Origin of the sequence: Bradyrhizobium sp. CCBAU 11361, assembly GCF_028128935.1 — a bacterium.
Lineage (GTDB): Bacteria > Pseudomonadota > Alphaproteobacteria > Rhizobiales > Xanthobacteraceae > Bradyrhizobium > Bradyrhizobium niftali.
In genome coordinates this window covers 102,821-129,406 of sequence record NZ_LBJZ01000193.1, presented here as the reverse complement: position 1 = coordinate 129,406, position 26,586 = coordinate 102,821, and the positions used below count along the sequence as shown (strand labels likewise).

Below are 26,586 nucleotides of genomic sequence, written 5' to 3'. Positions count from 1 at the left end.
CCCGGCGGGATGCTACCGCACGCCCACGTCCGATACGCCCTGCGATTTACCAAACAAAACGAAAAGATCGGTCAGCAGAAGGAGTTGCAGACGGAGTCAATAAGCGTTCCAATACGCCTTTCTGGAAAAGAAGGTCATGACCATGATTTTGAGGTCGAGAAGGACTGACCAGTTGTCGATATAATACAGATCATGCTCTACCCGACGCTGCATCTTCTCGAGCGTATCGACGTCACCACGATACCCGTTGACCTGAGCCCAACCTGTAATACCAGGCTTGACGTTGTGGCGGCGGGAAAATGACGAAATCAGCTCGTTGAACGACTCGTTTTGCGAGGTTGCGTGCGGACGGGGCCCGACGATCGACATGTTGCCGAGCAGGACGTTGAACAATTGCGGAAGCTCGTCGACATTGGTCCGGCGCAGAAGGCGTCCAACACGGGTCACGCGCGGATCGTGTCTGGTGGCCGGTTTGAAGTTGTCGCCATCTTCCATGACGGTCATCGATCGGAATTTCAACACGCGAATGGGCTCGTTGTTGTAGCCGTGGCGCGTCTGTCGAAAAAACACCGGTCCACGAGACTCGAGTTTGATCGCGAGCGGAACAATCACGAAAAGAATGCTGGTCAGAACAAGGCCCGCGCTTGCAACGGCGATGTCGACTCCCCTTTTAATTGCTCGGTTGAAAGGAGTGAGCGGAGATTGGAATATCCGCATCGTCACCATGTTGCCGAACTGAGTGCTCCGCGACACGGCCATCAGATCGATGGACCCAACGAGCACGACGTGAACGTCTACCGGCAGGTCTGACAGGGCGGCGGCAAGCGCGAGAGCAGAGCCACAATCTGATTCCGAAATCAAAATGACAACGTCATCCACCCGGAAGGGTCGGCAGTCCGCGACCAATTGGCGGACATCAGGTGGCGCCTGGCCGGCGTCGGGGCGCGCCGGAACCAAGGAAGCGGCGCGAGCTCGCGGAAAGTCGAACGAGCGAATGGTCCGAATTCCGGTGGCGTTAGCTCGCGCAGAAAACTGCAAGCAGTGACCCGGATCTCCTATGAGGATGACGCGCCTGGCATCGATCAGACCAGACACGATAGCAGGCTGCAGCACTGAAAACCATATTGCCCGCGTGCACAGCACGGTGATCAGGACACTCCCGGCCTGGATGATGACAGTTGCTCGCGAGTAATCCCCGGAGGCTTTCAGAACGAATATTGCCGAGACGAAGAAGGAGAATACGAGGAGGACGGCGTTGGCGCCGCTCCATAGGAAGACGTGGCGGGGCTGCGTCAGGATCCGGGAATATTGCCGTAGTCCTATGGAAACCAGCAATTCCAATGTGGAAATCAGAAGTGATTCCAGAATGTACCTGGCGGAATCCGGCGACTCCAGCAAGACCACTCGATGATAAAGGACAGCTGCGAAATAGGCCGCACCGGCTACGAACAGGAACTCTGTGCCTGCTGCCACGACCAACAGAGCAGTCAATCTGCTCCATCCAACGCCTCCTGCAATCGCCCTGCCGTCATTGAACGAATGTGCCTGAAGCTTGGTAGAGGCCGGCAAATTGGTGAAGGACGCATAAGTCATCGCAGTCAGCCACCCGATCACTCGCCACTTGGGCTGATTCAGTACAGTCCGGGTCACTGCATGAAAATTGGCAATGCGGATGGGTCGGGAAAAAAGTGGGTAACTACGATGGTCGATTGAGCCGCGACCGCGCGGGATTAGATTCGGGCAGCAATGTAAGCGCCCGTCCCAGTGGGTTCGATGGGCATGATGGAGAACCGATCAGTCGAACAGAGGGGAAGAAGGCACCAGCGGTTCGGCGTCAATGAGAGAACAGAACGTCGTTTTTCGGATCGCCCGTCTGGACGGCTACTCGGACGGTTGTTGGCGTGCTGCCTTCCATGAACAACTTTGAAAGACTTCACCTCGGTGACCACGTTCGTACAGGGAATGACGCCATGCCGAACTCCAGACTGCGCAATAGCTTCCATGTCGACGTCTCTGGCGGCGACCTGGGTCGTTGCATCAAATGGGCCTTGGTGGCTGTTGGCCTGGCGATCTCCGTCACTCAAGCAAGGGCGGAATATCTGGTAAACATCGGAGATGTACTGGAGGTTGCGGTGGCGGGCGTGCCGGAGCTACGGCATCGTGCTCCCGTTCAAATGGACGGGAATGTTTCGTTGCCACTGATCGGAACGCTTCCAGTGGCCGGCCTGCCCTTACCACAGATCCGAGCCAAAATCGGGGCTGCCCTTGCGCGCAAGGTATTTCGACAGAGGACGACCGATGGCCGGGAGACGGTCGTCGTGATCGACGCAGACGAGGTCACGACGATCATCGCGGAATACAAGCCCATATACGTGAATGGGGATGTATCGAAGCCGGGCGAGTACCCTTATCGTCCGTCGATCACCGCACGCCAGCTCGTCGCGGTGGCAGGCGGCTACGACATCATGCGCGTCAGAATGAACAACCCTTATCTCGAGTCAGCAGACCTGAGAAGCGAGTATGGTTCGCTTTGGACGGAGCTGGCCAAAGAACAGGCGCGTATGTGGCGCATCAAGTCCGAACTTGGAGAGGGAACCCAGATCAGTCCAGCCGCTCTGATGGACGCGCCCTTGGCTCGATCGGCGATCTCGGAAATCGTCAACGCAGAAACGGAATATCTGAAGACCAAGCAGAGCGATTATCAGCAGGAAAAGACGTACCTTCAGCGCGGCATTCGACAGGGGGACGACGAGGTCCGCGTGCTGTCAGAACAGCAGAAGAAGGATGACGAAGGACTTCTGTCAGATCTTGACGACCTGCAGAAAGCGACCGAGCTCTTCGGCAAAGGTTCCTTGATCAGCCCTCGCGTTACGGATGCGCGGCGCGCCGTGCTGCTGTCATCAACCCGGAAGCTACAAACCTCCGCGCAGCTGATGCAGGTCAAGAAGCAGCAGGACGAGTTCGTCAGGAAGCTGGCAAAGCTGGATGACCAGCGCAGGCTCGACCTGCTCCGTGAGCTGCAAGATACCAGCGTAAAGCTCAATCAGATCCGCGAAAAGCTGCAGAGCGTCGGCGAGAAACTTCAGTACACTGCGATGGTTCGATCACAGCTCGTGCAAGCAACCGGCAACCACGCGGAGATTGCCGTCATCAGGAAGGGCAACAAGGGACAGGAACGGATCATCGCTAGCGAAGATACCGAGTTGCAGCCGGGTGACGCCGTCGAGGTCACCCTCCGATACCAGGATGGTCCCGCCTTGCCTCCTCGAAGGGTCGGCAGTTCAGACATTCCATCAGGGACAAGCCGGCCCGATGCGACCCCAGGCGATTCGGTGCGCGTCGGACAGAGGTAACAAGCGCCGTCGCAATTCCGCAGCGGGAGATGGCATTTTGCCATCGATGCCTGCGTCGGCGACTCCAACCCCCTGCTCTATTATCGCAACAACGTCGGCGAAACCGCCTCGCTGCGGCATCACCCGCGATGCCATCCACCGGAGGTAGCTCATAAGGCCAAAAATCTCCACGCGCCGTGGGCGCGACTTGCAAGTAATGTGGTGCCGCATTGCACGGAGGCCAGTTGAGCGAATGCGGAAGCTGTCCGACATGATCTTGGTGACCGGAGGTGCCGGCTACATCGGGTCCCACGTCTGTATCGCATTGCTGGACGCCGGGCTCGGCGTCGTCGCCGTCGACAATCTTTCCAACAGCAGCAAGGCCTCGCTCGAGCGGGTCCAGTCCATCTGCGGGCGATCGCTCATCTTTCGGCATGCAGATATCCGGAATGAAGAGCTGATCTACGACATGCTTCGTACCTGCGGAGTGACCGCAGTCATTCACCTTGCAGGACTGAAGGCGGTCGGCGATTCCAACGTACGGCCCATGATGTATTACGAGAACAACGTCCTGGGCACGATGCGGCTGGTGTCGGCCATGAGGAGGGCGAATGTAAAGACGCTCGTGTTCAGCTCGTCGGCGACCGTCTACGGGATGCCCAGATACCTGCCGCTCGACAAGAAGCATCCCCTCGGTCCGACCAATCCGTACGGCCGCACAAAGCTCGTCATCGAAGAGGTGCTGAAGGATCTCCGCAGGTCCGACGACGGTTGGCGGATCGGCAATCTGCGCTACTTCAATCCGGTCGGCGCGCACGAAAGCGGGCTCGTCGGCGAAGACCCGCTGGGCGTTCCCAGCAAACTGTTGCCGTTTGTGGCGCAGGTGGCGATTGGACGGCGGGAGAAGCTGCAGATCTGGGGAAACGACTATGACACGCCTGATGGCACCGGAATCCGCGACTTCATTCATGTGGTCGATCTCGCATCCGGGCATTTGAGTGCCCTGCGCCAGCTCAGACAGCCCGGTCTGATCACGGTCAATCTTGGAACGGGCAACGGCAGCAGCGTTCTGGACATCGTCCGTATGTTTGAATCGGTGAGCGGGCGATCAATCCCCTATGAAATCGGGGAGCGGCGGGCCGGTGATGTCGCCGCCTGCTATGCCGACCCGACGTTTGCGAAGAACGCGTTGGGCTGGGCATCGACGCGGTCGTTGGAACAAATGTGCGCGGAACATTGGCGTTGGCAATTGCAGAACCCCAACGGTTATCAGGGCAGCGAGCTTCCGAAGGGTCGGGAGCGGTCCAGGCATCTTCGTCGTCATGCCTGAGCGTGCGCATCCGAGGTTTTGAAACGTGCACCGGCGGGTCTGACGGCATGAGTGGAGTTCGGAACGAGCTGCAGCAGCGTGCATGTCGCCCATCAGAGGTAGCTCGTAATGACCCAAAATCTCCTCACTGAGGAACAAGCCTGCAGGTAAGATGCAGTCGCGCCTGGGGATTTGCGATGCCACACTATCGTGCGTACGTTCTGGATGAACATGGCCAATTGGGTAGCGTCGTCAACCTTCACTGCCCTGACGACGCGTCCGCAACCAAGCGGGCCGGTCGGTTGGCGGACGGTCACGAGGTTCAGCTTTGGCGACTGGTTGCCGAGCTCAAATTCGACGATCCGCAGCACCGCTCCAGGCGGCGACGGAGTGTCCGTGCACCAATGCACTGAGCTCGATTGATCGTGCGCTTCGTCTCGCGGTCAACTCGCGCACCCCCGGTGCGAGCCATATCAGCGCGCTCACTAGGGGCGTTGGCGCGTCACTGCGTCGGGATCCTGGCCTAATTGCGCCATCATCCAGCCGGCCGCCGCGGAAAGCGCGAAGCCGACGCAGGCCGAGAGCGCATCGACCGCAAAATCCTCAAACCTCGCGTGCCGTCCCGGCACCCATAGTTGCATGATCTCAAGCAGGCCGATCAGGGCAACGGCGAGCGTTGTGGCAGTCAAGCGCCGCTGCGGATAGGCAAGGCCGAAGACAATCCCGATCAGAAGGAAGGCAAGCGCGTGATCGCCTTGTTGTCCGAGAAAGGGGTGAGGCCGAACGTGCTGAGGTCCAAGCGTTACGAAAGTGACGGCGGCCGCGAGCAGCCACGCGATAATCCGAAGGAGAGCGGTGATAACCACTAAAGGGCCTCGATTGGCAGCCCCACCCGGGGTTCTTCATTCCTGAGACTCGATTTCAAGAACATGCTCCCTCCACTCAGCGCAACCGGCAACCTCAATCATCGCACCCTTCAGCAAGTATCTTTCGCACGCTGCGCCGAGGCCGCGAACCTTGAACGATCCATTCGGCTGCAGCGCTCCCAGCTCGCGTCAGATCGACCTGCCAGTTTCCACGCCGAGCTAACGGGTCTGCAGCAGGGTGTGCTCGTAGCGGCGCGGCCTGCTCTGGAGCAATCCCGTCGACCTGCTGTGGAATTCCTTTCGACCAAGTTCATGCCCTACCCGAGCGGTACCAGATCAATGGTTACCACCTGCTCCTGACATAAAAGCGCAGGATTCCTGATGTGCGTGGACGAAAGGAGAGTACTCCAAAAGGATTGAACACTGAACCAAATCCGGAAGGCTCCAGCCCGCTGAGGCCATCTCATTGTTCACGGCTTGGATGATCGGGCACAGTCCGTCGCCTAACCCCAAAGTGGTGGGGAGGGTCCTCCATTCGAGCTATATGATTCGCGTAAAGATGGAGCGCATAATGAGGCATCTGGGGGCATCTGAAGGATATCGTATCGCCACGCGACAGGTGATTGTAGATGGCTGGCACGGTCATGCTCAACGGGGACGTGAAGATCTCCCCCACGCGGGGAAGATGCGCCCCCCTGTGGATGGCAGCGGTCATGCTCGCTATGACGTGGGCGTCGGAAACGGAGGCTTCCCAGGATCAGGCGCGGCACCTCGCAGACGCGCAGCAGGCGACGACTGCCCGCGATCGCGGTTCTGACGAGTTCAGGAAGTTGTTGCCGCGCCCGGGCGGCAGCGACAAATCGATACAGGTTGCGCAAGCGACGACCAGCGACACGGGAGCCCCGCAGCAGCCTCCGAAACGGCAACGCGACTGGGCGGAGTCGCTGTCGTGCGACCTTGCCTTCGCAAGGCGCGACATAGAGTTGCTGCAACATCTCGAGCGGGAGCATGATCGGGTCGAGTGGCTGGTGCAGGCACTTGACGACGCGCGGCGCGAGGCCGAAACGCAGAAGGCGTTGGCGGCGAAGGCCGTCGAGGAAGGTTCCCGACCGAAGGAAGCTTCCCGGCCGAATCAAGCGGGCGAGAGTGGCGCCGCTGAGCTGCAGGCATTCCTGCAGGAGGAGCGCGAGCGGTCGGCGCGGCTGGAGCAGGACCTCGCAGCCGCGCGGCGCGATGTCGAAACCCAAACCGCGCTGGCGACGAAATCAGGTGAGGAAGTATCCTCGCTGAAACAGACGGGAGAGAGCGTCGCCACGGAGCTGCAGAAGGCGCTGCAGCAGGAGCGTGAACGGTTGGCGCGGCTGGAGCAGGATCTCGCAGCCGCGCGGCGCGATGTCGAAACCCAAACCGCGCTGGCGACGAAATCGGGTGAGGAAGTCGCCGCGCTGAAGCAAGCGGGGAATAGCGTCGCTACGGAGCAGCAGAAGACACTGCAGCAGGAGCGTGAACGGTCGTCGCGGCTGGAGCAGACTCTGGCAGCCGCGCGGCACGATGCCGAAACCCAGGCTGCGCTGGCGGTAACCGTGAACGAGGACCTTTCGCAGCGAAGTCGGGCGGCGGAGGCCAGTGCCGAGGACTTGAGGCAATTGGTGCAGAAGGAGCGCGAAAGGGCGGACACGCTTGCACAGGATCTCTCTCTGACGCAAAGCGCCATTCATGCATATCAGGCGCAAACAGCGCTGTTGGCGAAAGCCAGCGAGGGCCCCTCCCTGCTGAAAGCGGCAGCAGGGGACGATGCGGTGGAGTTGCAGAAATCCCTGCAGCAGGAGCGGGATCGGACCGGCCAGCTGGAGCAGGCGCTTGCGACTGCGCGACGAGATATCGATGCGCAGACGGCGCTGGCTGCAAATGCCAGCGACGAAGTCGCCAGGCTGACGCAAGCAGCAAAAGCTGGCGCCGCGGAGCAGAGACGGTCGATGCAGAAGGAGCACGAGAGAGCCGAGGCGCTGGCGCAGGATCTCTCGATGGCACGCAGCACGATCTACGCATACGAGGCTCAAGCGGCCAAAGCCAGCGCGGAAGCAGCACGGCTCAAACAGGCTGAGGCGAACAATACCGCTTCCTCGGCGCAATCGGAACGCGAGCGCCAGCGGGCTGACCAACTGGCCCGGGATCTCGCGAAAGCGAGCCGCGATCTCGACGCACAGACCGAGCGCGCGTCCAAGGCAACCGAGGAAACCGCAAGGATCAAGCAAGCCGGAGAGCGCGACTCGGCCGAGCTGCGCAACTTGTTGCTGCATGAACGCGAGCGGGCCGAGGGACTGGAAAGGGATCTCGCATCGGCGCATCGAGACAACAGCGCGCTTGCGGCGAAGATTCCCTCCGCTGCGTCGCCGCCGGCTACCACCGGCAAGGCCGTGCGCGAGGAGCCGCTATCAGCGCCCGCACGGCCAATCCAGAGCCGGCCGGTCCAGGACAAACCAGTCCAAGACAAATTAGTCCAAGACAAACTAGCCCAAGACAAACCGGTCAGAGACAAGCCAGTCCAAGACCAGGACATGGCGGCGCGCAGCCAGGGCGGTGCCCAGGTCATTCCTAAAGAAGTCAAGCCTAACGAAGTCAATCCTAACGAAGGGGTGCAAGCGGCGAAATTGGTTGCGCGCGCGAGCGTGCTGCTTGAACAGGGAAACATCGGCGCGGCGCGGATCGTGCTGGAACGTGCCGCTGAGATGGGCAGCGCTCGAGCAAGCTTCGTGCTCGCAGAAACCTACGATCCGCTGATCCTTCCGAACTTCGGAGCGTATGGAACGCAAGGCGATCCCACGAGAGCGCAAAATCTCTATGCGCGGGCCGAAGCTGGAGGAATCAAGGAAGCGAAGGCGCGATTCGAAGCGTTGCGCCGATAGCACGGTCTCATGAGGCGATTTTCCAGGCCGACATGCGCCATCAAGGATCGAAAGCACAGACACGGATGCAGCGTGCGTCAAGGAGTTCGTTGATGAAAAGATTCATGGAATTGCAAAGGCTGCTGTTGCTCGTGGCGCTCGCATCATTGCTCCTGGCCAGTCAACCCTGGGCGGATGCGCGGCCGCAAGACATTCGGCCTCACAAGGTCCGTCTGGCACGGCCCGAGCCGCCGCAGCCAAGGCCTGAGGTGACCGCCATGAACGCCTGGACGATCGGCCTAGCCGGAGGTCTTCTCGAGGGCGCGCCGATCCGCCTGGCGGCGGAGATCGCGCGTGTGGTCGACGATGGAGATAACCTCCATGTCCTGCCGGTGGTCACCCGCGGGGCCACAGAAAACGTGAATTCCCTGCTCTATTTGCGAGGCATCGATGCGGCAATCATCAACTCCGACGCGCTCGAGGAGTACAAGAGCCAGGTGCCGGACATCCAGCGACGAATTGCGTATGTCCTGAATCTGTTCCCGTCCGAGCTGCATATCTTCGTTCGGCCGGAGATTCAGAGCTTGAGCGATCTCGCCGGCAAGAAGGTCAATTTCAATACGCAGGGCACCGCTGCGGCCTATTCGGGGCCGCTGATCTTCAGCCGCCTCAACCTCGAGGTGGAAAAGACCTTCATTCCGCACCAGGTCGCGCTCGAGCAGATGCGCAAGGGCGAGATGGCAGCGGTTGTCTTCATTACATCGAAGCCGGTGGATGCCTTCGTGCGGGGGCGCTGGGAGCCGGGATTCAAGTTCCTACCCCTCCCCTACGACGGCAGGTTCGAGGACTACTATCTTCCCGCTACCCTCGGTGAAGCCGACTATCCCGGTCTGATCAAACCGGGCGAACGGGTTTCGACGATCGCGGTGCCGACCGCTCTGGTCGCGTTCAATTGGCCGGCCAACTCGAACCGCTCTGAGCGCGTCGCGCGCTTCATCGACCACCTGTTCTCCCGGATCGACAGGTTGCAGGCGCCCGGTTTCGATCCGAAGTGGAAATCCATCAACCTCGCTGCGACAGTTCCGGGTCTTGCGCGCGTCCCTGCGGCGCAGGCGTGGCTGGATCGGCAGCACCGCGCAACACAAGCATCGCAATGAAGCGCGCGGCGGTCCTTCTTCTCATCGCACTCGGGGGTACAGGCGGCAATGCGTTGGCCCAGGATCCCATGACGCAGCTCCGTTCCTGCCTTCAGAAGGACCACGCGGAGCGCCTGGCGTGTCTGAACAAATTGACGCGTACCACCGCGCCCCAGCCTCGCCTGACGCCCGAAGACGACTGGATCGTCAGCCAGACGACCTCGCCCATCGACTACTCACCGATCGCGACCGCCACGACATCGTCGCGCGGCGAAACCGGCGAATCCGCGATGCAATTATCGATCCGCTGTCGCGGCGGCCGGACGGAGCTGGCCCTCGCGGGCCCCGGCATCTCCCGCGGAGGCGGTGAGGATGCAATTTCCTATCGCGTCAATGACAACCCGGCGGTGCAGGTTGCAGCAGCCGTCCCGGCATTCGGTCCCGGCGTCGCGTTCACCGGGGACGTTGTCCGCTTGCTGCAGTCGCTTCCAGACGGCGGGGAGCTCATTGTCCTGCTCTCACCACGGGGCGGCGCTGCCCGTGACGGAACGTTCTCCCTCGCCGGGCTGGACGCGGCGCGTGCGAAGATCGCCGCGGCGTGCAAATGGCCGCGCGCGATCGCGACACCAAATCATTGATGGCGCGCATATGATTTTCTTTCGATGGAGGTGGTAGTGATCAGATTTCAACATATTGGCAAAGCGGTCGTGATGGCAGCGATCACCGTTCTGGTTTCCGCATCGTTTTCGGCCGCGGAGCAAGGCGGAAAATACTGGACGCCGGCAGACGGGCAACCCGTCCCGCACAAGGCGAGCCATGCAAGGCAACAGGTAGCGAAGCCGACGACGGCGACGCGGAAGCACTCCGCGTTTGCCCGCATGGAGGATGCGGCCGCAGCGAAGAAAAGAGAACATCATTTGATCCTGCAGGTGAATACCAACGACCCCGCAGCGATGAATCTCGCGCTCAACAACGCAACCAATGTGACGCAATACTACAAGGACGCCGGCGAGAAGGTGAAGATCGAAGTCGTGACGTTCGGGCCCGGCCTGCACATGCTGCGTGAAGACACCTCGCCGGTAAAGACGCGCATCGAAGAGATGGCACTGAGCACGCCCGAGGTTTCGTTCAAGGCCTGCGGCAACACGCAGGAGAAGATGCAGAAGGCCGAGAACAAGGACATACCGATTGTTCGGCAGGCGGAGGTCGTGAAGTCGGGCGTCGTGCGCGTGATGGAATTGCAGGAGAAGGGCTGGACCTACGTCAAACCGTAAGCCAGCCATGTCCGGATCGACCCAAACCAACCCCAGGTTTCCACCGGGGTCGCGTATTCAGGTCAAGCCCACGGCGGGCCCTCGCTTGGCTGGAAAGACTGGGAGGGTGGTTGGCGTTGGATACTATCCGAAGAGTCTCCGTGTGGTTCTCGATGGATCGAAGGCTCCGATTACTCTTCATGCAGACTATGTGGTCGCGATTAACGAGTGAATCGACAATCCACGGCCGGATCGATGGATGGCGCCTCCCTCCTTGCCCACATCCGTCCGGCCGCGTTACCTTCGCTCGTCCGCGCGCGAGCACGAAATCGCGACGTTTCGCTTGTCACGCCGCAACTTCGATGGGCGCCCGCGCGCCGGTCATGAAGGCGACCGCATCCGACATCGTGTATGCCTTGGGATCGATCACCGTGAGCCGTCGCCCCAGTCGATGGATATGGATACGATCGGCGATCTCGAACACATGCGGCATGTTGTGGCTGATCAAGACCACCGAAACGCCACGCCGTCGCACATCCAGGATCAGTTCCAGCACCCGCCGCGATTCCTTGACCCCGAGCGCCGCGGTCGGCTCGTCCATGATCACCACGCGCGAGCCGAAGGCCGCGGCCCTTGCCACCGCCACGCCCTGGCGTTGACCGCCCGACAAGGTCTCGACGCGCTGGTTGATGCTCTGCACGGTCATGAGGCCAAGCTCGGTGAGCTTCTCGCGCGCAATGCGCTGCATGGCCTTGCGATCGAGCATGCGGCAGATCGTGCCGAGCGGACCCGACCGGCGCAGCTCGCGGCCGAGAAACATGTTGTCGGCGATCGACAAGCTCGGAGACAGCGCAAGCGTTTGATAGACCGTCTCGATGCCAGCCGCCTGAGCGTCGAGCGGCGAGCGGAACGCGACCGGCATGCCGGCCAGCTTGATCTCGCCGGCGTCCGGAACGAGTGCGCCCGAGAGCGCGCGGATCAGCGATGATTTTCCGGCGCCATTGTCTCCGATCACGGCCAGGATTTCGCCCGGATAGAGATCGAAGTCGGCGTGATCGAGCGCCGTCACGCGACCATAGCGCTTGTTCAAGCCGCGCGCCTGCAGGAGCGGTGTTACCCCGGGAACGTTCGGTTTTGCGCTCATGCCGACACCTTGCGAATCCATTGATCGAGTGCGACTGCGATGATGATCAGCCAGCCGACGGCGAATTCCTGCCAGAGCACGTCGACATCGGACAAGGCAAGCCCGTTGCGAAATACGCCGACGATGAGGGCGCCGATCAGCGTGCCGACAATCGAGCCGCGCCCGCCGAACAGGCTGGCACCACCGACGACCACCGCCGTGATGCTGTCCAAATTGGCCGTCTGGCCGGCCTGCGGGCTGATCGACCCAATGCGCCCGATCAATGCCCACGCACCGAGCGCGCAAATCACGCCGGCGATCACGTAGACGCTGAAGAGGATGCGGTCGGTTCGGATGCCGGCAAGCCGCGCCGCATCGGGATCGTCGCCCACCGCATAGAGATGGCGCCCGAAGGCTGTGCGATTCAGCACGAACCAGATCAATGCCACGAGCCCGAGCATGAAGAAGGAGCCGTAGGTGAAGCGGGCGCCAAAAACGTTCACCGACGTTCCCAGTGACTGGAGCAACGGGGCGATTTTCGCGACCTCCTGCGAACGGATGGTCTCGGACGCCGAATACCAGAGGTTGAGAGCGAAAAAGATCGACCACGTCCCAAGCGTTACGATGAAGGGCGGCAGCTTGAGCCGGGTCACGAGTGCACCGTTGACCACGCCGCAGCCCGCGCCTGCGGCAACACCGACAACGAACGCGATCGGAGCCGGCAGTCCCATGGTGACCGCGAGCTTGCCCATGATGACGGAGCACAACACCATGATGGCCCCAACCGACAAATCAATGCCGGCGGTGATCACGATCAACGTCTGCGCCGCCCCGATCACGCCGATGATCGTGACCTGCTGGATGATCAGCGACAGGTTGAACATCGACAGAAAACGCGTGCCGACGGTGAAGCCGAACGCCGTAACGCTGAGCAGGAGCACAATTGCCGGCACGGCCGTCGGATTGGCGTGCAGAAAGTGCTGAAGCTTCTGCAGCGGCGACCTTGCACGGACTTCGAATTCGGCGACGCGGCTCTCGCCCTTGTCGAGCACAAGCTCGAAGGCCTGGGCAGCCGGGCGGCTACTGCCGATATCAGTCATGGCCGTTTTCCTCGTTGCATGTGGAGACCTGCCAATCTCAGGCGAGCTTGCCCGGCGTTATCTGGCGCCCGGATCGCGGCCGCCAGTCCTTGCCATCGGCTACAAGTCAAAGAGCGGGATCAGCCCCAGCACTTCTTCAGGGCGGCGGCGCTGTCGATCGACGGCATCTCGCCGGCCGGCTTGTCGGTAACGAGCTCGACGCCGGTGTTGACGAAGTCCAGGCCCGGCGAGGCCTTCGGCTTGCCGCCGCCAGAGGCGAAGGCCTTCACTGCCTCAACACCTTTCGCCGCCATCAGCAGCGGGAACTGCATGGAGGTGGCGCCGATGACGCCGTCCTTCACGTTGCGCACGCCGGGGCAACCGCCGTCGACGGAAACGATCAGCACGTCCTTGTCGCGCCCGACCGAGCGCAGGGCCTCATAGGCTCCCGCCGCCGCAGGCTCGTTGATGGTGTAGACGAGCGAGATGCCGGGATCCTTCTGGAGCAAATTCTCCATCGCCTTGCGGCCGCCCTCCTCGCTGCCAAGCGTCACATCATGACCGACGATGCGCGCATCCTTCTCGTCACCGATCTTGGCGGGGTTGCCGAGATCAATGCCAAAGCCTTTCAGAAAGCCCTGGTCGCGGGCGACATCGACCGAGATCTGGTTCACGTTGAGGTCGAGCAGCGCAATCTTCGCCGATGCCGCCTTGGCCCCCAGCGTCTTGGCGGCCCATTGGCCGATCATTTGACCCGCCAGGAAATTGTCCGTTGCAAACGTCGCATCCGCCGCACTCGCCGGATCGAGCGGGGTATCAAGAGCAATGACCAAAATGCCGGCGGCGCGTGCCTTCTCGACAGCCGGAACGATGGCGCGGGAGTCGTTCGGTGTGATCAGGATGCCTTTGGCACCGGCGGCGATCAGGTTCTCAATGGCCGCCACCTGGCTCTCGTTGTCGCCGTCGACCTTTCCGGCAAACGAGCGCAGCTCGACGTCATTCGCCTTCGCGGCCTCGTCGGCGCCGGCCTTCATCTTCACGAAGAACGGATTGGTGTTGGTCTTGGTGATGAGACCGACGATCGGTTTGTCGGCAGCGAAACTGCCGGTGGTGCCCAGAGCAAGCGTGAACGCTGTGAACAGTCCAAGTGAATGACGCATCTATTCCCTCTCCGTTGGACGTTTTTGTTGGCCTGCGCGGTTTCGACCGCGTGTAGCCGCCGATCCTAAAGAGCTGCAAACGGCCCTGTCAATAAATAAATCATCCCGATTTATTAATTGACGCAGCTCTCAACTGCGTCCATTGTAGCGTGCCAACTGCCGGGGAATGGCCAACAGAACTTGTCGCGACGACAGATTCCCGGAGTTTGGCGGAGCCGAGGATGGAAGAAACAGCACCGCTTGCGGGCGCACCGGTGGCTTTGCCCGGCGACAGCCGCGGCACCACCCAGACGGGCGTGAGACTGTACAACGAGCGCCTGATCCTTTCCCTTATTCGACGCCATCGCAGTCTCGGCAAGGTCGAGATCGCACGCCTCACCGGCCTTTCGACTCAAACCACGACCGTGATCATCAATCGGCTGGAAGCCGATGGGCTGCTGCTTGCGGGCGAACCGCAGCGAGGCCGCATCGGCCAACCCTCCGTCCCTTATTCGCTCAATCCGGACGGCGCTTTCGGTCTCGGGCTCATGATCGGCCGGCGCAGTTCCGATCTGGTCTTGATGGACTTCACCGCCGGCATCCGCGCCAGGCGACGCATGATCTATTCCTTCCCGACGCCCGAAGAGATCATGGCATTTGCGGAACGCGAGATGCCGGGCCTTGTCGCCGAACTGCCAAAAGCCCAGCACGGCAGGATCAGCGGCATTGGCGTCGCAATGCCATTTGAATTGTGGAACTGGGAAGCCGATCTGCAGACACCACCCGGCGCGCTCGACAAGTGGCGTGACTTCAACGTTGCCGCTGAACTGTCGCGCCGCTTCGCCCCTTGGCCGGTCCGCGTGTGCAACGACGCGACTTCGGCATGTGCGGCCGAACTCACCTTCGCTACCGGCGCCGCGTACCGGGATTTCGCCTACTTCTACATCGGCGCCTTCATCGGCGGCGGCATCGTTCTGAATGGCAGCCTCTTCCCGGGTCGCAGCGGCAATGCCGGCGCGCTCGGGTCCATGCCGATCATGCGACGGGAGGAAAACGGTGAGACAAGCCTTCAGCAGTTGATCCGCACCGCCTCCATCTATCAGTTGGAGCGCCGAGTGATCGCCGCCGGTCAACGCGGCACCGACATCTGGCTCTCACCGGACGATTGGTCGAGTTTTGCGGATCCGCTCGAAGCGTGGATTACTGCAGCAGCGGAGGCCCTGGCGCAGGCAGTCGCTGCATTACTCGCCGTGATCGACTTTGAAGCCGTCATCATCGACGGGGCCTTTCCGGTCGGTGTGCGCCGCCGTCTCGTCGAGCGCACAAACGAACATTGGGCCCGCATGGACCGACAGGGCCTCACCGACGCTGCGGTGGTGGAAGGCTCAATCGGGCGTGATGCACGCGCAATCGGCGGCGCGGCCTTGCCGTTGCTCGCGGCGTTCGCCCGCGATTACGACGTCCTCTTCAAGGATTGAGCATGGTCAACGACATGGCTCTCCGCTTCGAGCGCAGCAACGTGCCTGGCGCGGATCCCGTTTCCCGCAAGTGCCGAACCGCCCAGAGTCCTGTCGTGATGAACCAGGGTGACGCATCGTGATTCTTGTCTGTGGCGAAGCCCTGATCGATCTGTTTGTGAGGCTGACCGGCGGGCCGGAGATGTCGACCCATGCCGTTGCCGGTGGCTCTCCCTTCAATGTCGCTGTTGGCCTTGCTCGCCTCGGTGTTCGAACGGCCTTCCTGAGCGGCATCTCGCGCGATCATTTCGGCGCGTTCCTCGCGGACCGCCTCGCTCGCGAAGGTGTGGATGGTCGTTTTCTCGTGCGCACCGATCGGCCTTCCCCTATTTCGATCGTGGCGACCGCCGATGACGGCCAGCCGAACTACACTTTCCATGGCGAAGGTGCAGCAGATCGCTCGCTCCTGCTCGCTCATCTGCCCGGCACGTTGCCCGACGACATCCAGGCTTTGACCTTCGGCTCCTATTCCATGGCCGTCGAGCCGGTCGGCACCACGTTTGCCGCGCTCGCCCAACGCGAACATGGGCGTCGCGTCATCAGCGTTGATCCGAACGTCCGTTCGACCGTCGTCGGCGATATGAAAAGCTGGGCCGTCGCCGCGGAACGCTTCTACCGGACGGCGACAATGATCAAGGCGAGTGACGAGGACGTTCGCCTTGCATGGGGTGGTCGTTTCTCAATTGCCGATGCGGCCGCCTACTGGCAAAAGTGCGGCGCGCGCCTGGTCGTGGTGACCGAGGGAGCGAAGGGGGCAACCGCCTTCTCCGCCGCTGGAAGCGTATCGGTCCCCGGTCGCTCAGTGGCCGTGCGCGACACCGTGGGCGCCGGTGACACATTCCACGCCGCGCTGCTTGCGCAGCTTGCCAAAACCGGGCGGCTCCATCCCGACGCCATCGCGGCGCTCGACCAGGCGGCAATCCGCGAATTGCTCACTTACGGGATGGCCGCCGCCGCCGTCACGGTTTCACGCGATGGCGCCGACCTGCCGACCACCGCCGATATCGATGGGAGCACGCAGCCATGCTTGACAGAGTGACGGACGCAATGCGGCACATCAGCAGGGATCGAATTGAGCAAGGCTCCGGTCTGACCAGCCGCGTCATCCCGGTGGCTCCCTTCGTCCTGACGGTTTTCGGCGCGACAGGCGATCTCGCGCGCCGCAAACTGTTGCCGGCGCTGTTTCGGCGCGATTTTGCGGGCCAGCTGCCGGATGAAGCAGCCATTCTCAGCGTCGCGCGCGGCGCAATGTCGCGGGATGATTTCCTCGCTCTGACGCGCGCGTCGATCGTGAAACATGTGCCGGCATCGGAAACGGCGGGACCCGAACTCGATCGCTTCCTGGCCCGCATCTCCTACATGGCTGCCGATGCAGAAGGCGAGAACGGTTGGACCGAACTCGCAGCCGCCCTGTCGGCCTACGCCGACCGCGTTCAGGTCCATTATCTGGCGACGGCGCCGCATCTATTCGGACCAATCTGCGAAAGGCTGGGGCACTACGGTCTTTCAAAAGGCGATTCCCGCATCGTTATCGAGAAGCCGATCGGCAAGGATCTCGAATCCGCAATCCGGTTCAATCAGACCGTCGGCATGATTTTTCCGGAGGAACGCGTCTACCGGATCGATCACTATCTCGGCAAGGAGACGGTGCAGAATTTGATGGCACTACGGTTCGCCAACGCATTGTTCGAACCGCTGTGGAATGCCGCCCACATCGACCATGTGCAGATTACGGTCGCCGAATCCATCGGCGTAGAGGAACGCGGCACGTACTACGACAAGTCCGGCGCCCTGCGCGACATGGTTCAGAATCACCTTCTGCAGCTGCTCTGTCTGGTGGCGATGGAGCCGCCACATTCGCTCGAAGCCGACGCCGTACGCGACGAGAAGCTCAAGATCCTGAAATCGCTCGAGCGCATCGATGAGACAAACGCGGCATTCCTGACCGTGCCGGGTCAATACCGCGCCGGCGCATGCAGCGGCGTTGCGGTTCCGGGTTATGTGGAAGAGATCGACAATCGCCAGAGCTCGACCGAAACCTTCGTCGCGCTCAAGGTCGCTGTTGCGAACTGGCGCTGGACCGGCGTGCCCTTTTACCTGCGCACAGGAAAGCGACTGCAGCAGCGCAGTTCCGAGATCGTCGTGACCTTCAGGAAAGTTCCGCATTCGATCTTCAATTCGGATTGCGGAAAGGCTTTGCAGACGCGGCTCGTGATCCGCCTGCAGCCGGACGAGGGAATCAAGCTCTGGCTGATGATCAAGGAGCCTGGATCGGGCGGCATGCGGTTGCAGTATGTCCCCCTCGACATGAGCTTTGCGGAAGCATTCGACGTCTCGGTGCCTGACGCTTACGAGCGGCTCCTGATGGATGTGGTCCGCGGAAACGCCACCTTGTTCATGCGACGGGACGAAGTGGAAGCGGCATGGCGCTGGATCGATCCGATCCGTCAGGCATGGAGCCAGATGAATGATCTCCCGCGTCCCTACGTCGCCGGCAGCTGGGGCCCCTCCGCTGCCGTCGCACTGATCGAACGCGACGGCCGGACATGGATGGAGGACGGTCCGTGACCACGGAGCAGCGCATCGCCGATGCTCAGTCCGCAACCAGGAGGCTTGTATGACCATCGAAGCAAGGATCAATGCGCGGGTCGCCGAAGTAACGGATCGCATCGCTCGTCGCAGTCACGACAGCCGAGCACGCTATCTCGACCGCATCGCGAACGCGGCGAGCACGCCAGTGCGGCGGCGACTGGGATGCGCCAACCAGGCTCATGCCTTCGCGGCTTGCGGGGGGCGCGACAAGCAGCTGATGCAGGATGGCCACGTCCCCAGTCTCGGAATTGTCACGGCCTACAACGATATGCTCTCGGCCCACCAGCCCTACGAGCGTTTCCCTGAACTCATCCGTCAGAGCGCACGCGCAGCCGGTGGTGTTGCCCAGGTCGCGGGCGGCGTTCCGGCGATGTGCGACGGCATCACGCAAGGCGAAGCTGGAATGGAGCTCTCGCTGTTCTCGCGCGAGGTCATCGCCTTGTCCACCGCGGTCGCGCTGTCGCATCAGACCTTCGACGCCGCGGTGTTTCTCGGCATATGCGACAAGATCGTGCCAGGTCTCGTCATCGGCGCGCTCTCGTTCGGGCATTTGCCTGCGGTCTTCATTCCATCCGGTCCGATGACTTCGGGCCTTGCCAACGACGCGAAAGCGAAAATCCGGCAGGCTTACGCGGAAGGAAAGCTTGGTCGCGAGGCTTTGCTGGAAGCGGAGGCGAAGGCCTACCATGGCGCGGGGACCTGTACCTTTTACGGGACCGCCAATACCAACCAGATGCTGATGGAGATCATGGGCCTGCAGCTGCCGGGCGCATCATTCGTGAACCCGAACACACCTTTGCGCGATGCGCTGACCGTCGCAGCGACCGAGCGAGCATTGGACATCACCTCGCTCGGCAATCAATACATCCCGATTGGCCGCGTGCTCGACGAGCGCGCCTTCGTCAACGGCATCGTGGGCCTGCACGCCACCGGCGGCTCGACCAATCTGACGCTGCATCTGGTTGCCATGGCTGCGGCGGCCGGCCTCACCCTGACCTGGGACGACTTCGCCGACCTCGCCCGGGTGACGCCGCTGATCGCGCGGATCTATCCCAACGGCTCAGCAGACGTGAACCATTTTCATGCCGCCGGCGGAATGAGCTTCTTGATCCGCGAATTGCTTGCTGCGGGGCTCCTGCACCGCGACGTCCTGACCGTTTGCGGCGACGGGCTCGATGCATACTTGCAGGAGCCGCTGCTCGATGCCGAGGGCAAGCTGACCTGGCGCGAAGGACCGGCTGGAACCGGCGATTCTGCCGTGCTTCGCGGCACTGCTGACCCGTTCCAGACGGGCGGCGGCCTTCAGGTTCTGACGGGCAATCTCGGGCGCGCGGTCGTCAAGACGTCTGCGGTCGCACCGCAACGCCATGTCATCGAAGCCCCGGCTCGCGTCTTCGATTCCCAGGACGACCTGCAGCGGAGCTTCGCCGCGGGTGAGCTCGCGGGTGATATGATCGCGGTGATACGCTTCCAGGGTCCAAAGGCGAACGGCATGCCGGAACTGCACAAGCTGATGCCGCTCCTTGGCGTGCTTCAGGATCGCGGACTGAAAGTCGCGCTTGTCACAGATGGGCGGCTTTCAGGCGCCTCGGGTAAGGTGCCTGCGGCCATTCACGTCACTCCTGAAGCAGCGGATGGCGGTGCGATTGCGCGGCTCCGTGATGGCGACGTCATTCGGCTCGACGCCGTCACCGGTCAGCTTGACGTACGCGTCACCCCGAGCGAGTTGGCCGCGCGAGCCTGTGCGCAAGCCGATCTCTCCACGATGCATGTCGGGATCGGCCGTGAACTCTTCGGCTTCTTCCGCGAGCGCGTCAGTTGCGCGGATCGCGGCGCAAGCGTTTTTGTAGCGTAGGCGCAAGAAGGCAGGCTCAGCGCGCCCACTGATGACGAGGCGCATGATTTGCTGGAAGAATCTGCGTCCATTCCGACAACTGAGCCCCCAAGCCGGCATTGAAATCGCAACGGGTTTTCTCTTCGTCGGAATGCTGCCAAGGCGTCACTCTTTCAAACCGCTCGCGGCCACGCCACGCACGAAATTTCGACGCATCAGCGAAAAGAAAAGCGCACTCGGAACCAGAGCCAGGGCGGCGGCCGCGCTGAGACGGCCGATATCCACGGTGAAACCGGTTTGAAACAATGCCAGCCCAACCTCGAGCGTATAGGTCTCCTTGTTGGTCATGACGACGAGCGGCCACGCGAATGCGGTCCAGGCCTGAAAGAACGCCAGCACGGCGAGAGCGCCCAACGGGCCACGCATCAGCGGCAGCACGATCCGCAGGAAGATCCAGCCCTCTCCGGCGCCATCCACTCGCGCGGCCTCCAGGAGCTCGTCGGGGATCGACGTCATCACGTATTGCCGCACCAGGAAGATGCCAAAGCTCATAATGAGATAGCCGACCAGAAGCCCGGGCCAGGTGTTCAACAGTCCGGCAGACTGGACGTTGAGGTAGAGCGGGATCATGTAGACTTCGAAGGGAACGACCGCCGTCGCAATGATGATGCCGAAGATGACCGGCACACCCGGCAGATCAAACTTGCCGAGCACATAGCCTGCTATCGCCGACGTGCTGACGATGCTCGCGGTCGAGAGCGTTGCGAAGATGAGCGAGTTGCCGATCCAGCGAAACAGCGGCGTTTCGCGCAGGACGCTGACGATGTTGTCCAGCGTCGGCTGGTGCGGAATGATGGTCGGCGGCCAGGCCAGCAGCTCCGGCGGCGTCTTGAACGCGTTGCTGATCAGGAAGACCAGCGGCAACAGCATCATCAGGCTGACGGCGCAGAGAACAGCGTCGATCACGAGGCCGACGGCACGGTGCCGACCAACGACGGACGGACAATCGGGCTCGCTCATGCCCGGCTCCGGTCGCGGAACAGCCTGAACTGCGCGCCGGTCAGGATGAGGACGATGACGAGCAGCACGACGGCTTCTGCGGCGGCGTAGCCGACCCGGTAGTTGCGAAAGCTGTTTTCGAGCATGTCGAGGACGAGGACGCGAACGAGGTGTCCCGGCGCCCCCTGCACATCGGATGCCAGCACGAAGGCCTGCGCATAGATATTGTAGGACGAGATCAGCGTAATGACCGATACGTACAGCATGACCGGCTTCAACAGCGGCACCGCGATGTAGCGGAAGGCCTGAAGTGACGAGGCGCCGTCGAGGCGCGCGGCCTCGTAGAGCGCATCCGGAACGTTCTTCAGTCCGACAAGGAAGATCAGGACGGCATAACCGATCGCCTGCCAGGAACAGAGAACAATCAGGCACACCAGTGACAGGATGGGGTCGAACAACCACGACTGGGCCGGGATTCCGACCAGTCCGATCAAGGCGTTGAGCGGTCCGAGCCGGGCGTCGAAAATCCATTTCCAGGCCATCGCCGCCGGAACCAGCGAGACGACGTGCGGCAGAAAAACCGAGGCTTCATAAATGCCGCTGCGCCGCAGCCCCTGCCGGCTGTTGATCAGCGTTGCGAGCGCAAGCGCAACCGGAATGGTGATCGCCACGACGCTGAAGGCGATGATTGTTGTATTGAATATCGCTTCGAGAAACAGCGAGTCGCTCGCCAACTCGATGAAGTTGGCGAATCCGACGAATGGCTTGCGCCGCGAGATGATATTCCATTGGAAGAGGCTGAGCCGCAACGTCTCGATGATCGGATAGACGCGGACACAGCCGTAGAGCCCGAGGACCGGAAGAAGCGCAAGAACTGGAAACAGCCATTTTGGCGTGGTGCGCATGGATCCTCCAGCAAGCGCCAGTCAGCGGCCGGCGCCTGGATTGGGTCGCCCCTGTCGGAAGCTCTAGGGTTTGGCCAGCAGGTCTTCCCGGACGAGGATCTTGTCGCTTTCATCAGCCGCAGACTTCAGGAACGCATCGATCGCAGCGTCGTTGCCCGCCAGCGACTTGTCGGTGAAGGCCTTCTCCAGCCGTGCCGCCAGCCTGGTGAGGATTTCGCTCGCCGGGCTGATCGCCGGCACGGTGAAGAAGACGTGGTCGGCCGGAACGTTGACGAATGCGCCGAGCTGCGGGACTTTCTTGAGGACTGCGGAGTAGTCGAGGCCCTTGCGGTTGGGGACCCAGGCCGTGTTCTCGAGCAGCCAGAGCAGATTTTCCGGCTCATTTGCCTTTTGAACGAAATCCCAGGCGATCTGACTCTTGGGTCCCTTGTTCGGCACATAGAGGTCGACCGGGACCATCAGCGTGCCCTTCGGTAACGGGGCGGTGGCGTATTTGAGGTTGGGCGCCTTCTTGGCGACGTCGCCAATCACCCAGGATTCCCGGATGAACATCGCGGTCTGGCCGAGCTCGAAGGCTTCCGCATCCGCCTTCATCTCGGGCGTCACCGTCCGGTAAACCACGACGTTGTCGAGATACTGCTTGAGCGCGGCGCGACCGGCCTCGCTTGCATAGGCGGCGCGCCACTTTCCGCCCTTGTCCTGCAACAGCGTCCCGCCGTGGTTATAGAGGATGGTCCAGTACTTCTCCGCGATGCCCGAGCCGCCGCCGCTGAGACGCAAGCTCCATCCGCTCACCGTCGGCACGCCGGACGCATCGCGCTGCGCAAGCTTCTGCGCATAAGCGGTATAGTCGGCCATGGTCTTGGGCGGGCCGTCGAGGCCGGCCTTGGCGAACATCTCGGTGTTGTAGTACAGCGCGCCCTGCCCCTGGAACAACGGCACACCGAAGATCTTGCCGTCGTACATGGCGGTCTTCACACGCGTCATGTCGTAATTGGCTTTGACGAAATCGACGATCGACGCCGGCGGCTCCGGAATGACGCCAGCCTCGAGATACCTCGCCGCCTCGACCTCCATCTCGATGACGTCCCCGGCCGCGCCGGATGGCAGCGACAGCGCCAGCCGCTTCTCGTGCTCACGCAGGGCAATGGCCTCGACGCTGATTTCGAGATCCGGATATTTTCTCTTCAGCTGGTCGCCGACGCGCTTGTAAAACGGGGCAAGGTCGGGCCAACCGCTCCATATCGTCAGCTTCTCCGCCGACGCGGGCGAAGCAAACACGGGGGCAGCGACAACCAGCGCCAGTGACAGCGCTGCCGACATCCATGACCGACGATCCGGCGTCGCCGGGCGAATTCTGTTCTCGGGGAGCGTCATGTAGCCGAACCTGCCGACGGGTCTCATCATGAAGGTCACTCTCGCATCCGGAATTGAGCAAATCCTGCGAAAAAGCTCGCATGCAACCGGTTGCGTGTCAATTGCGATCCATTGCCGCTTTCTGAGGCCGTTGACTAAATCGTCAGCGGCTTCTCCGCTTCACCGGAGCCGGGCCGGTGCTGGCGCGAATGACAAGATGGGAATTCAGCTTGTGGCGGATCTCGCCCGACACGCCGCCCTTCATCTGGCTGAGCAGGAGACCGACCGCGACATCGCCCGCATCGGCGCAGCGCGCCGACACGGTGGTGAGCGGCGGATAGGTGGTTTCACCGAGGACATCGTCGCAGCCGACGACACTGAACGATTTCGGCACCTCGACGTCGAGCGCCGCGAGCCCGGCCAGCAGACCCTGAGCGACCAGGTCGTCGAACGCGATCGCCGCGGTGACGCCGCTGGCGACGATCTGGGTGGCCGCTAGCCGGCCCGTGTCGTAGGATGGCGGGCGCGCGGGAACGGCAATCACCTTGAGCCCGCGCTTCTCCGCTTCGCGCCGGACGGCATTGCGCCGCTGCTGGTTGGACCACGATGTCGTCGGGCCGCTGACATAGGCGATGTGCCGGTGCCCCAGCTCGGCAAGATGCGCGATCGCAGCAGCGACGCCCGGCGCCGTGTCGATCAGGACCCGCGTAATGCCTTCGATATCGCGATTGATGAGCACCAGCGGCCGGCGCATCGCATGGCGGCGGATATGCTCTTCGTCCAGGCGAGACGAGGCGAGGACGAGCCCTTCCACCTGGCCGATGAAGCGGCCGACCAGCAATTCCTCACGCGCGGGATCCTCGTCCGAGTTGCCGAGGAAAACGCACAGCCCCGCCTGGTCGGCGCGAAGTTGCGCGGCCCTGATCAGCGGCGGAAAGAACGGGTTCGCGACATCCGAGACAATGAGAGCGACATTGCCATGGCGCCCGGTGGACAGTGCGCGGGCGACCTGATTTGGCACGTAGCCGAGCTTGTCGGCGACCGCCTTGACACGCCGGACGGTCTCCTCGGTCAGCATCTCGGGCCGCGAAAAGGCGCGCGATACGGTCGCACGGGAGACCCCGGAAGCCTTCGCCACCTGACTGATCGTCGGCACGACCGATGGACGCCCCTCCCCGCCGCTATCAGGATCGCGCTTCACCGCGGGCCGCCTCCTCTGCATCGCATCCAACTACACATGCCTCGGTCGGGCCCGGGGCGCAAGCTTGACATGCAACCGGTTGCATTACATTCTCTCCGCTTGGGGTGGCGGGCAAGCCCGACAGAACCATGGATGAGCATGACGGCTTCGGTTACTCCCTCAATCGCGACATTTAAGACGCGGGATGCGATGGGCCGTGCGGCTGCTGCGGATGTCGGTGTGGCGCTGCGCGACCGCCTCGCGCGGCAGAGCACGGCGCGGATGATATTTGCCGCGGCGCCAAGCCAGGCAGAGATGCTGGATGCCCTTGCACGCGAGCGCGATATCGACTGGCGGCGCGTCACAGCCTTCCACATGGACGAATATATCGGACTTCCTTCGGGCGCGCCGGAGCGCTTCGGGGCCTGGCTGACGCGTCACCTCTTCTCGCGTGTCGCCTTCGGCACCGTTCACTTGATCGGACAAGAGCCGGATCCGGACCGGGAAGCGGCGCGCTATGCGGCCCTTCTTGCAGAGGCCCCGATCGACATCATTTGCCTCGGCATCGGCGTCAATGGTCACCTCGCCTTCAATGACCCGCCGGTCGCCGACCTGCACGATACGAAACAGGTCAAGGTCGTCGAACTCGACGCGATCTGCCGGCAGCAGCAGGTCGACGATGGATGTTTCCCGACCCTCGGGCAGGTCCCGACACATGCGATCACGCTGACGATTCCGCGGCTGCTGGACGCCGGCCAGCTGTTTTGCGTCGTGCCTGGCGCATCCAAGCGCACCGCCGTCGAGCGATCGCTGTACGGCCCGATCGGAACGGCCTGCCCGGCGAGCGCGCTCCGCACGCATCCGCGATGCGCGCTGTATCTCGACCAGGATTCCACGCCGCCGCAGCTCTCACCGCAAACACCGGCACGCGCATGACGGATCCGGCAACACGCGTCTGGGGCCGCGATCCGGAGACTGGACAGAATCGCACCATCGTCATTCAGGATGGCCGGATCTCGGACATCATTGCTGGCGGACACGATGACGGGCTGTGGCTGTCGCTCGGCCTGTTCGATCTGCAATTGAACGGCTTTGGCGGTTACGATCTCAATGCCCGCCCTGATCCCCAGACGGTCCGCGATCTCGTCTCGGCCGTCCACAGAAGCGGCGTGTCGCGCTTTGCCCCGACGCTGATCACGGCATCGCACGATGCGACCATCGACGCGCTACAGGCCATTGCGCAGGCACGCGACAGCGATCCGCTCATCAAGCATGCGATGCCATTCGTCCATCTTGAAGGACCGCATATCGCGCCGGAGGACGGTCCGCGCGGCGCGCATCCGGCCGAACATGTGAGGCCGCCGAGCCTCGACGAGTTCGACGCGTGGCAAGCCGCCAGCGGCAACCTCATCGGCCTCGCGACAATGTCGCCGCACTGGCCAGAAACGGAAGCATATGTACGTGGCCTTCGGACGCGCGGTGTTCGCGTTGCGCTTGGTCATACCAATGCGACGCCGGATCAGATCTCCGCTGCTGTTGCGGCGGGCGCAGTGTTGTCGACGCATCTTGGCAATGGCATCGCGGCCACGCTGCCGCGACATCCCAACCCGATCTGGTCTCAACTGGCCGAAGACAGGCTGTGGGCGAGCTTCATCGCCGATGGCCATCACCTCCCTCCTGAGACCTTCAAAGCCATGCTGCGTGCGAAGGGACTGGAGCGATCGATCCTGGTGTCGGACGCCGCCGCGCTCGCGGGGTGCACGCCTGGAATCTATGACGCGCCGATCGGCGGCAAGGTCGAACTGAAGGCGAACGGCCGGCTGGAGGTCGTCGGCACATCCTTACTGGCGGGCGCGGCCGTCAGCCTCAAGTTCGGAATAGCCACGGCCAGGCGCATGGCCGGATTGACCCTGGCAGAGGCGCTGAGGCTCGCAACCATCAATCCGCGCCTGCTGTTCAACCTTCCCGCGCTGACGGTGGGAGCACCGGCCGATCTGCTGCGATTCCGTCTCGGCGAGGATGGCTCTCTTGTGCCTGAGACGGTTTATGTCGCGGGCCGGCCTTACCCGCTCACCCCCTGA

21 protein-coding genes are annotated in these 26,586 nt (G+C 62.3%); 12 read left to right on the top strand and 9 right to left on the bottom strand.

The annotated features are described in order from the left end of the window. Positions 1 to 96: 96 nt before the first annotated feature. Positions 97 to 1,593, bottom strand: a complete 1,497-nt coding sequence (locus tag XI08_RS33625; RefSeq protein ID WP_271577690.1) for an undecaprenyl-phosphate glucose phosphotransferase — start codon at positions 1,591 to 1,593, stop codon at positions 97 to 99. Between the two features lie 377 nt (positions 1,594 to 1,970). Here XI08_RS33625 and XI08_RS33620 point away from each other — a divergent pair, with 377 nt between their 5' ends. After that, a complete protein-coding gene (locus XI08_RS33620; protein WP_271577689.1) occupies positions 1,971 to 3,353 on the top strand; it encodes a polysaccharide biosynthesis/export family protein in 1,383 nt (460 codons plus the stop codon). A 250-nt stretch (positions 3,354 to 3,603) separates the two neighbouring features. Further along, positions 3,604 to 4,662 (top strand): UDP-glucose 4-epimerase GalE, encoded by a 1,059-nt coding sequence (galE, locus tag XI08_RS33615; RefSeq protein ID WP_271577785.1) that lies wholly within the window; start codon positions 3,604 to 3,606, stop codon positions 4,660 to 4,662. Between the two features lie 464 nt (positions 4,663 to 5,126). Here galE and XI08_RS33610 read toward each other — a convergent pair whose 3' ends face one another. Then, entirely contained in the window at positions 5,127 to 5,501 is a 375-nt protein-coding gene (locus XI08_RS33610) for a VanZ family protein (RefSeq protein ID WP_271577784.1), read from the bottom strand. 719 nt (positions 5,502 to 6,220) lie between these two features. Here XI08_RS33610 and XI08_RS33605 point away from each other — a divergent pair. The 4 genes from XI08_RS33605 (at position 6,221) to XI08_RS33590 (ending at position 10,802) form a co-directional block, all read left to right on the top strand. Further along, positions 6,221 to 8,413, top strand: coding sequence for a hypothetical protein (locus XI08_RS33605; protein ID WP_271577688.1), 2,193 nt, complete (start codon positions 6,221 to 6,223; stop codon positions 8,411 to 8,413). Between the two features lie 92 nt (positions 8,414 to 8,505). Beyond that, on the top strand, positions 8,506 to 9,549 hold the full coding sequence (locus tag XI08_RS33600; RefSeq protein ID WP_271577783.1) for a TAXI family TRAP transporter solute-binding subunit: 1,044 nt from the start codon (positions 8,506 to 8,508) through the stop codon (positions 9,547 to 9,549). Further along, positions 9,546 to 10,166, top strand: coding sequence for a hypothetical protein (locus tag XI08_RS33595; RefSeq protein WP_271577687.1), 621 nt, complete (start codon positions 9,546 to 9,548; stop codon positions 10,164 to 10,166). Before XI08_RS33600 ends, XI08_RS33595 begins: the two co-directional genes overlap by 4 nt. 36 nt (positions 10,167 to 10,202) lie before the next feature. Continuing rightward, positions 10,203 to 10,802 carry a DsrE family protein gene (locus XI08_RS33590; RefSeq protein ID WP_271577686.1) on the top strand — a complete coding sequence of 200 codons (600 nt, stop codon included), beginning with the start codon at positions 10,203 to 10,205 and terminating at the stop codon, positions 10,800 to 10,802. Positions 10,803 to 11,127: 325 nt separating this feature from the next. Here the strand turns inward: XI08_RS33590 and XI08_RS33585 are convergent, their stop codons facing one another. The 3 genes from XI08_RS33585 to XI08_RS33575 all read right to left on the bottom strand — a co-directional run bounded on the left by XI08_RS33585 (position 11,128) and on the right by XI08_RS33575 (position 14,143). Further along, positions 11,128 to 11,946, bottom strand: coding sequence for an ATP-binding cassette domain-containing protein (locus XI08_RS33585; protein ID WP_442869881.1), 819 nt, complete (start codon positions 11,944 to 11,946; stop codon positions 11,128 to 11,130). Continuing rightward, positions 11,922 to 13,004, bottom strand: a complete 1,083-nt coding sequence (locus tag XI08_RS33580) for an ABC transporter permease (RefSeq protein WP_271577684.1) — start codon at positions 13,002 to 13,004, stop codon at positions 11,922 to 11,924. Before XI08_RS33580 ends, XI08_RS33585 begins: the two co-directional genes overlap by 25 nt. A gap of 119 nt (positions 13,005 to 13,123) precedes the next feature. Beyond that, positions 13,124 to 14,143, bottom strand: coding sequence for a sugar ABC transporter substrate-binding protein (locus tag XI08_RS33575; RefSeq protein WP_271577683.1), 1,020 nt, complete (start codon positions 14,141 to 14,143; stop codon positions 13,124 to 13,126). 221 nt (positions 14,144 to 14,364) lie between these two features. On the opposite strand from XI08_RS33575, the gene XI08_RS33570 reads away from it, so the two are divergent. The 4 genes from XI08_RS33570 to edd all read left to right on the top strand — a co-directional run bounded on the left by XI08_RS33570 (position 14,365) and on the right by edd (position 20,086). After that, positions 14,365 to 15,600, top strand: coding sequence for an ROK family transcriptional regulator (locus XI08_RS33570; RefSeq protein ID WP_271577682.1), 1,236 nt, complete (start codon positions 14,365 to 14,367; stop codon positions 15,598 to 15,600). A gap of 118 nt (positions 15,601 to 15,718) precedes the next feature. Next, on the top strand, positions 15,719 to 16,678 hold the full coding sequence (locus tag XI08_RS33565; RefSeq protein WP_271577681.1) for a carbohydrate kinase family protein: 960 nt from the start codon (positions 15,719 to 15,721) through the stop codon (positions 16,676 to 16,678). A 50-nt stretch (positions 16,679 to 16,728) separates the two neighbouring features. Next, a complete protein-coding gene (gene zwf / locus XI08_RS33560; protein ID WP_271577782.1) occupies positions 16,729 to 18,207 on the top strand; it encodes a glucose-6-phosphate dehydrogenase in 1,479 nt (492 codons plus the stop codon). 49 nt (positions 18,208 to 18,256) lie between these two features. Further along, complete coding sequence (gene edd / locus XI08_RS33555) at positions 18,257 to 20,086, top strand: phosphogluconate dehydratase (protein WP_271577680.1); 1,830 nt, start codon at positions 18,257 to 18,259, stop codon at positions 20,084 to 20,086. Positions 20,087 to 20,230: 144 nt separating this feature from the next. On the opposite strand, the gene XI08_RS33550 is transcribed toward edd, so the two are convergent. The 4 genes from XI08_RS33550 to XI08_RS33535 form a co-directional block, all read right to left on the bottom strand. Next, entirely contained in the window at positions 20,231 to 21,085 is an 855-nt protein-coding gene (locus tag XI08_RS33550) for a carbohydrate ABC transporter permease (protein ID WP_271577679.1), read from the bottom strand. Beyond that, complete coding sequence (locus XI08_RS33545; RefSeq protein ID WP_027547705.1) at positions 21,082 to 21,969, bottom strand: carbohydrate ABC transporter permease; 888 nt, start codon at positions 21,967 to 21,969, stop codon at positions 21,082 to 21,084. The genes XI08_RS33550 and XI08_RS33545 overlap by 4 nt, the downstream gene beginning before the upstream one ends. 63 nt (positions 21,970 to 22,032) lie before the next feature. Further along, on the bottom strand, positions 22,033 to 23,376 hold the full coding sequence (locus tag XI08_RS33540) for an ABC transporter substrate-binding protein (RefSeq protein WP_271577678.1): 1,344 nt from the start codon (positions 23,374 to 23,376) through the stop codon (positions 22,033 to 22,035). A gap of 112 nt (positions 23,377 to 23,488) precedes the next feature. Continuing rightward, on the bottom strand, positions 23,489 to 24,526 hold the full coding sequence (locus XI08_RS33535; protein ID WP_271577677.1) for a LacI family DNA-binding transcriptional regulator: 1,038 nt from the start codon (positions 24,524 to 24,526) through the stop codon (positions 23,489 to 23,491). Between the two features lie 132 nt (positions 24,527 to 24,658). Between XI08_RS33535 and XI08_RS33530 the strand changes: the two genes are divergently transcribed. Continuing rightward, positions 24,659 to 25,441 (top strand): glucosamine-6-phosphate deaminase, encoded by a 783-nt coding sequence (locus XI08_RS33530; RefSeq protein ID WP_271577676.1) that lies wholly within the window; start codon positions 24,659 to 24,661, stop codon positions 25,439 to 25,441. Beyond that, the gene (locus XI08_RS33525; RefSeq protein ID WP_271577675.1) at positions 25,438 to 26,586 is read left to right on the top strand and encodes an N-acetylglucosamine-6-phosphate deacetylase; all 1,149 of its coding nucleotides are present in this window, start codon (positions 25,438 to 25,440) and stop codon (positions 26,584 to 26,586) included. Before XI08_RS33530 ends, XI08_RS33525 begins: the two co-directional genes overlap by 4 nt.

Bases quoted from the DNA above. Each gene is read 5' to 3' on its own strand.
- XI08_RS33625 (WP_271577690.1), bottom strand. From the start codon at position 1,593: ATGACTTATGCGTCCTTCACCAATTTGCCGGCCTCTACCAAGCTTCAG.
- XI08_RS33620 (WP_271577689.1), top strand. From the start codon at position 1,971: ATGCCGAACTCCAGACTGCGCAATAGCTTCCATGTCGACGTCTCTGGC.
- galE (WP_271577785.1), top strand. From the start codon at position 3,604: ATGATCTTGGTGACCGGAGGTGCCGGCTACATCGGGTCCCACGTCTGT.
- XI08_RS33605 (WP_271577688.1), top strand. From the start codon at position 6,221: ATGCTCGCTATGACGTGGGCGTCGGAAACGGAGGCTTCCCAGGATCAG.
- XI08_RS33600 (WP_271577783.1), top strand. From the start codon at position 8,506: ATGAAAAGATTCATGGAATTGCAAAGGCTGCTGTTGCTCGTGGCGCTC.
- XI08_RS33595 (WP_271577687.1), top strand. From the start codon at position 9,546: ATGAAGCGCGCGGCGGTCCTTCTTCTCATCGCACTCGGGGGTACAGGC.
- XI08_RS33585 (WP_442869881.1), bottom strand. From the start codon at position 11,946: ATGGATTCGCAAGGTGTCGGCATGAGCGCAAAACCGAACGTTCCCGGG.
- XI08_RS33580 (WP_271577684.1), bottom strand. From the start codon at position 13,004: ATGACTGATATCGGCAGTAGCCGCCCGGCTGCCCAGGCCTTCGAGCTT.
- XI08_RS33575 (WP_271577683.1), bottom strand. From the start codon at position 14,143: ATGCGTCATTCACTTGGACTGTTCACAGCGTTCACGCTTGCTCTGGGC.
- XI08_RS33570 (WP_271577682.1), top strand. From the start codon at position 14,365: ATGGAAGAAACAGCACCGCTTGCGGGCGCACCGGTGGCTTTGCCCGGC.
- edd (WP_271577680.1), top strand. From the start codon at position 18,257: ATGACCATCGAAGCAAGGATCAATGCGCGGGTCGCCGAAGTAACGGAT.
- XI08_RS33550 (WP_271577679.1), bottom strand. From the start codon at position 21,085: ATGAGCGAGCCCGATTGTCCGTCCGTCGTTGGTCGGCACCGTGCCGTC.
- XI08_RS33545 (WP_027547705.1), bottom strand. From the start codon at position 21,969: ATGCGCACCACGCCAAAATGGCTGTTTCCAGTTCTTGCGCTTCTTCCG.
- XI08_RS33540 (WP_271577678.1), bottom strand. From the start codon at position 23,376: ATGATGAGACCCGTCGGCAGGTTCGGCTACATGACGCTCCCCGAGAAC.
- XI08_RS33530 (WP_271577676.1), top strand. From the start codon at position 24,659: ATGAGCATGACGGCTTCGGTTACTCCCTCAATCGCGACATTTAAGACG.
- XI08_RS33525 (WP_271577675.1), top strand. From the start codon at position 25,438: ATGACGGATCCGGCAACACGCGTCTGGGGCCGCGATCCGGAGACTGGA.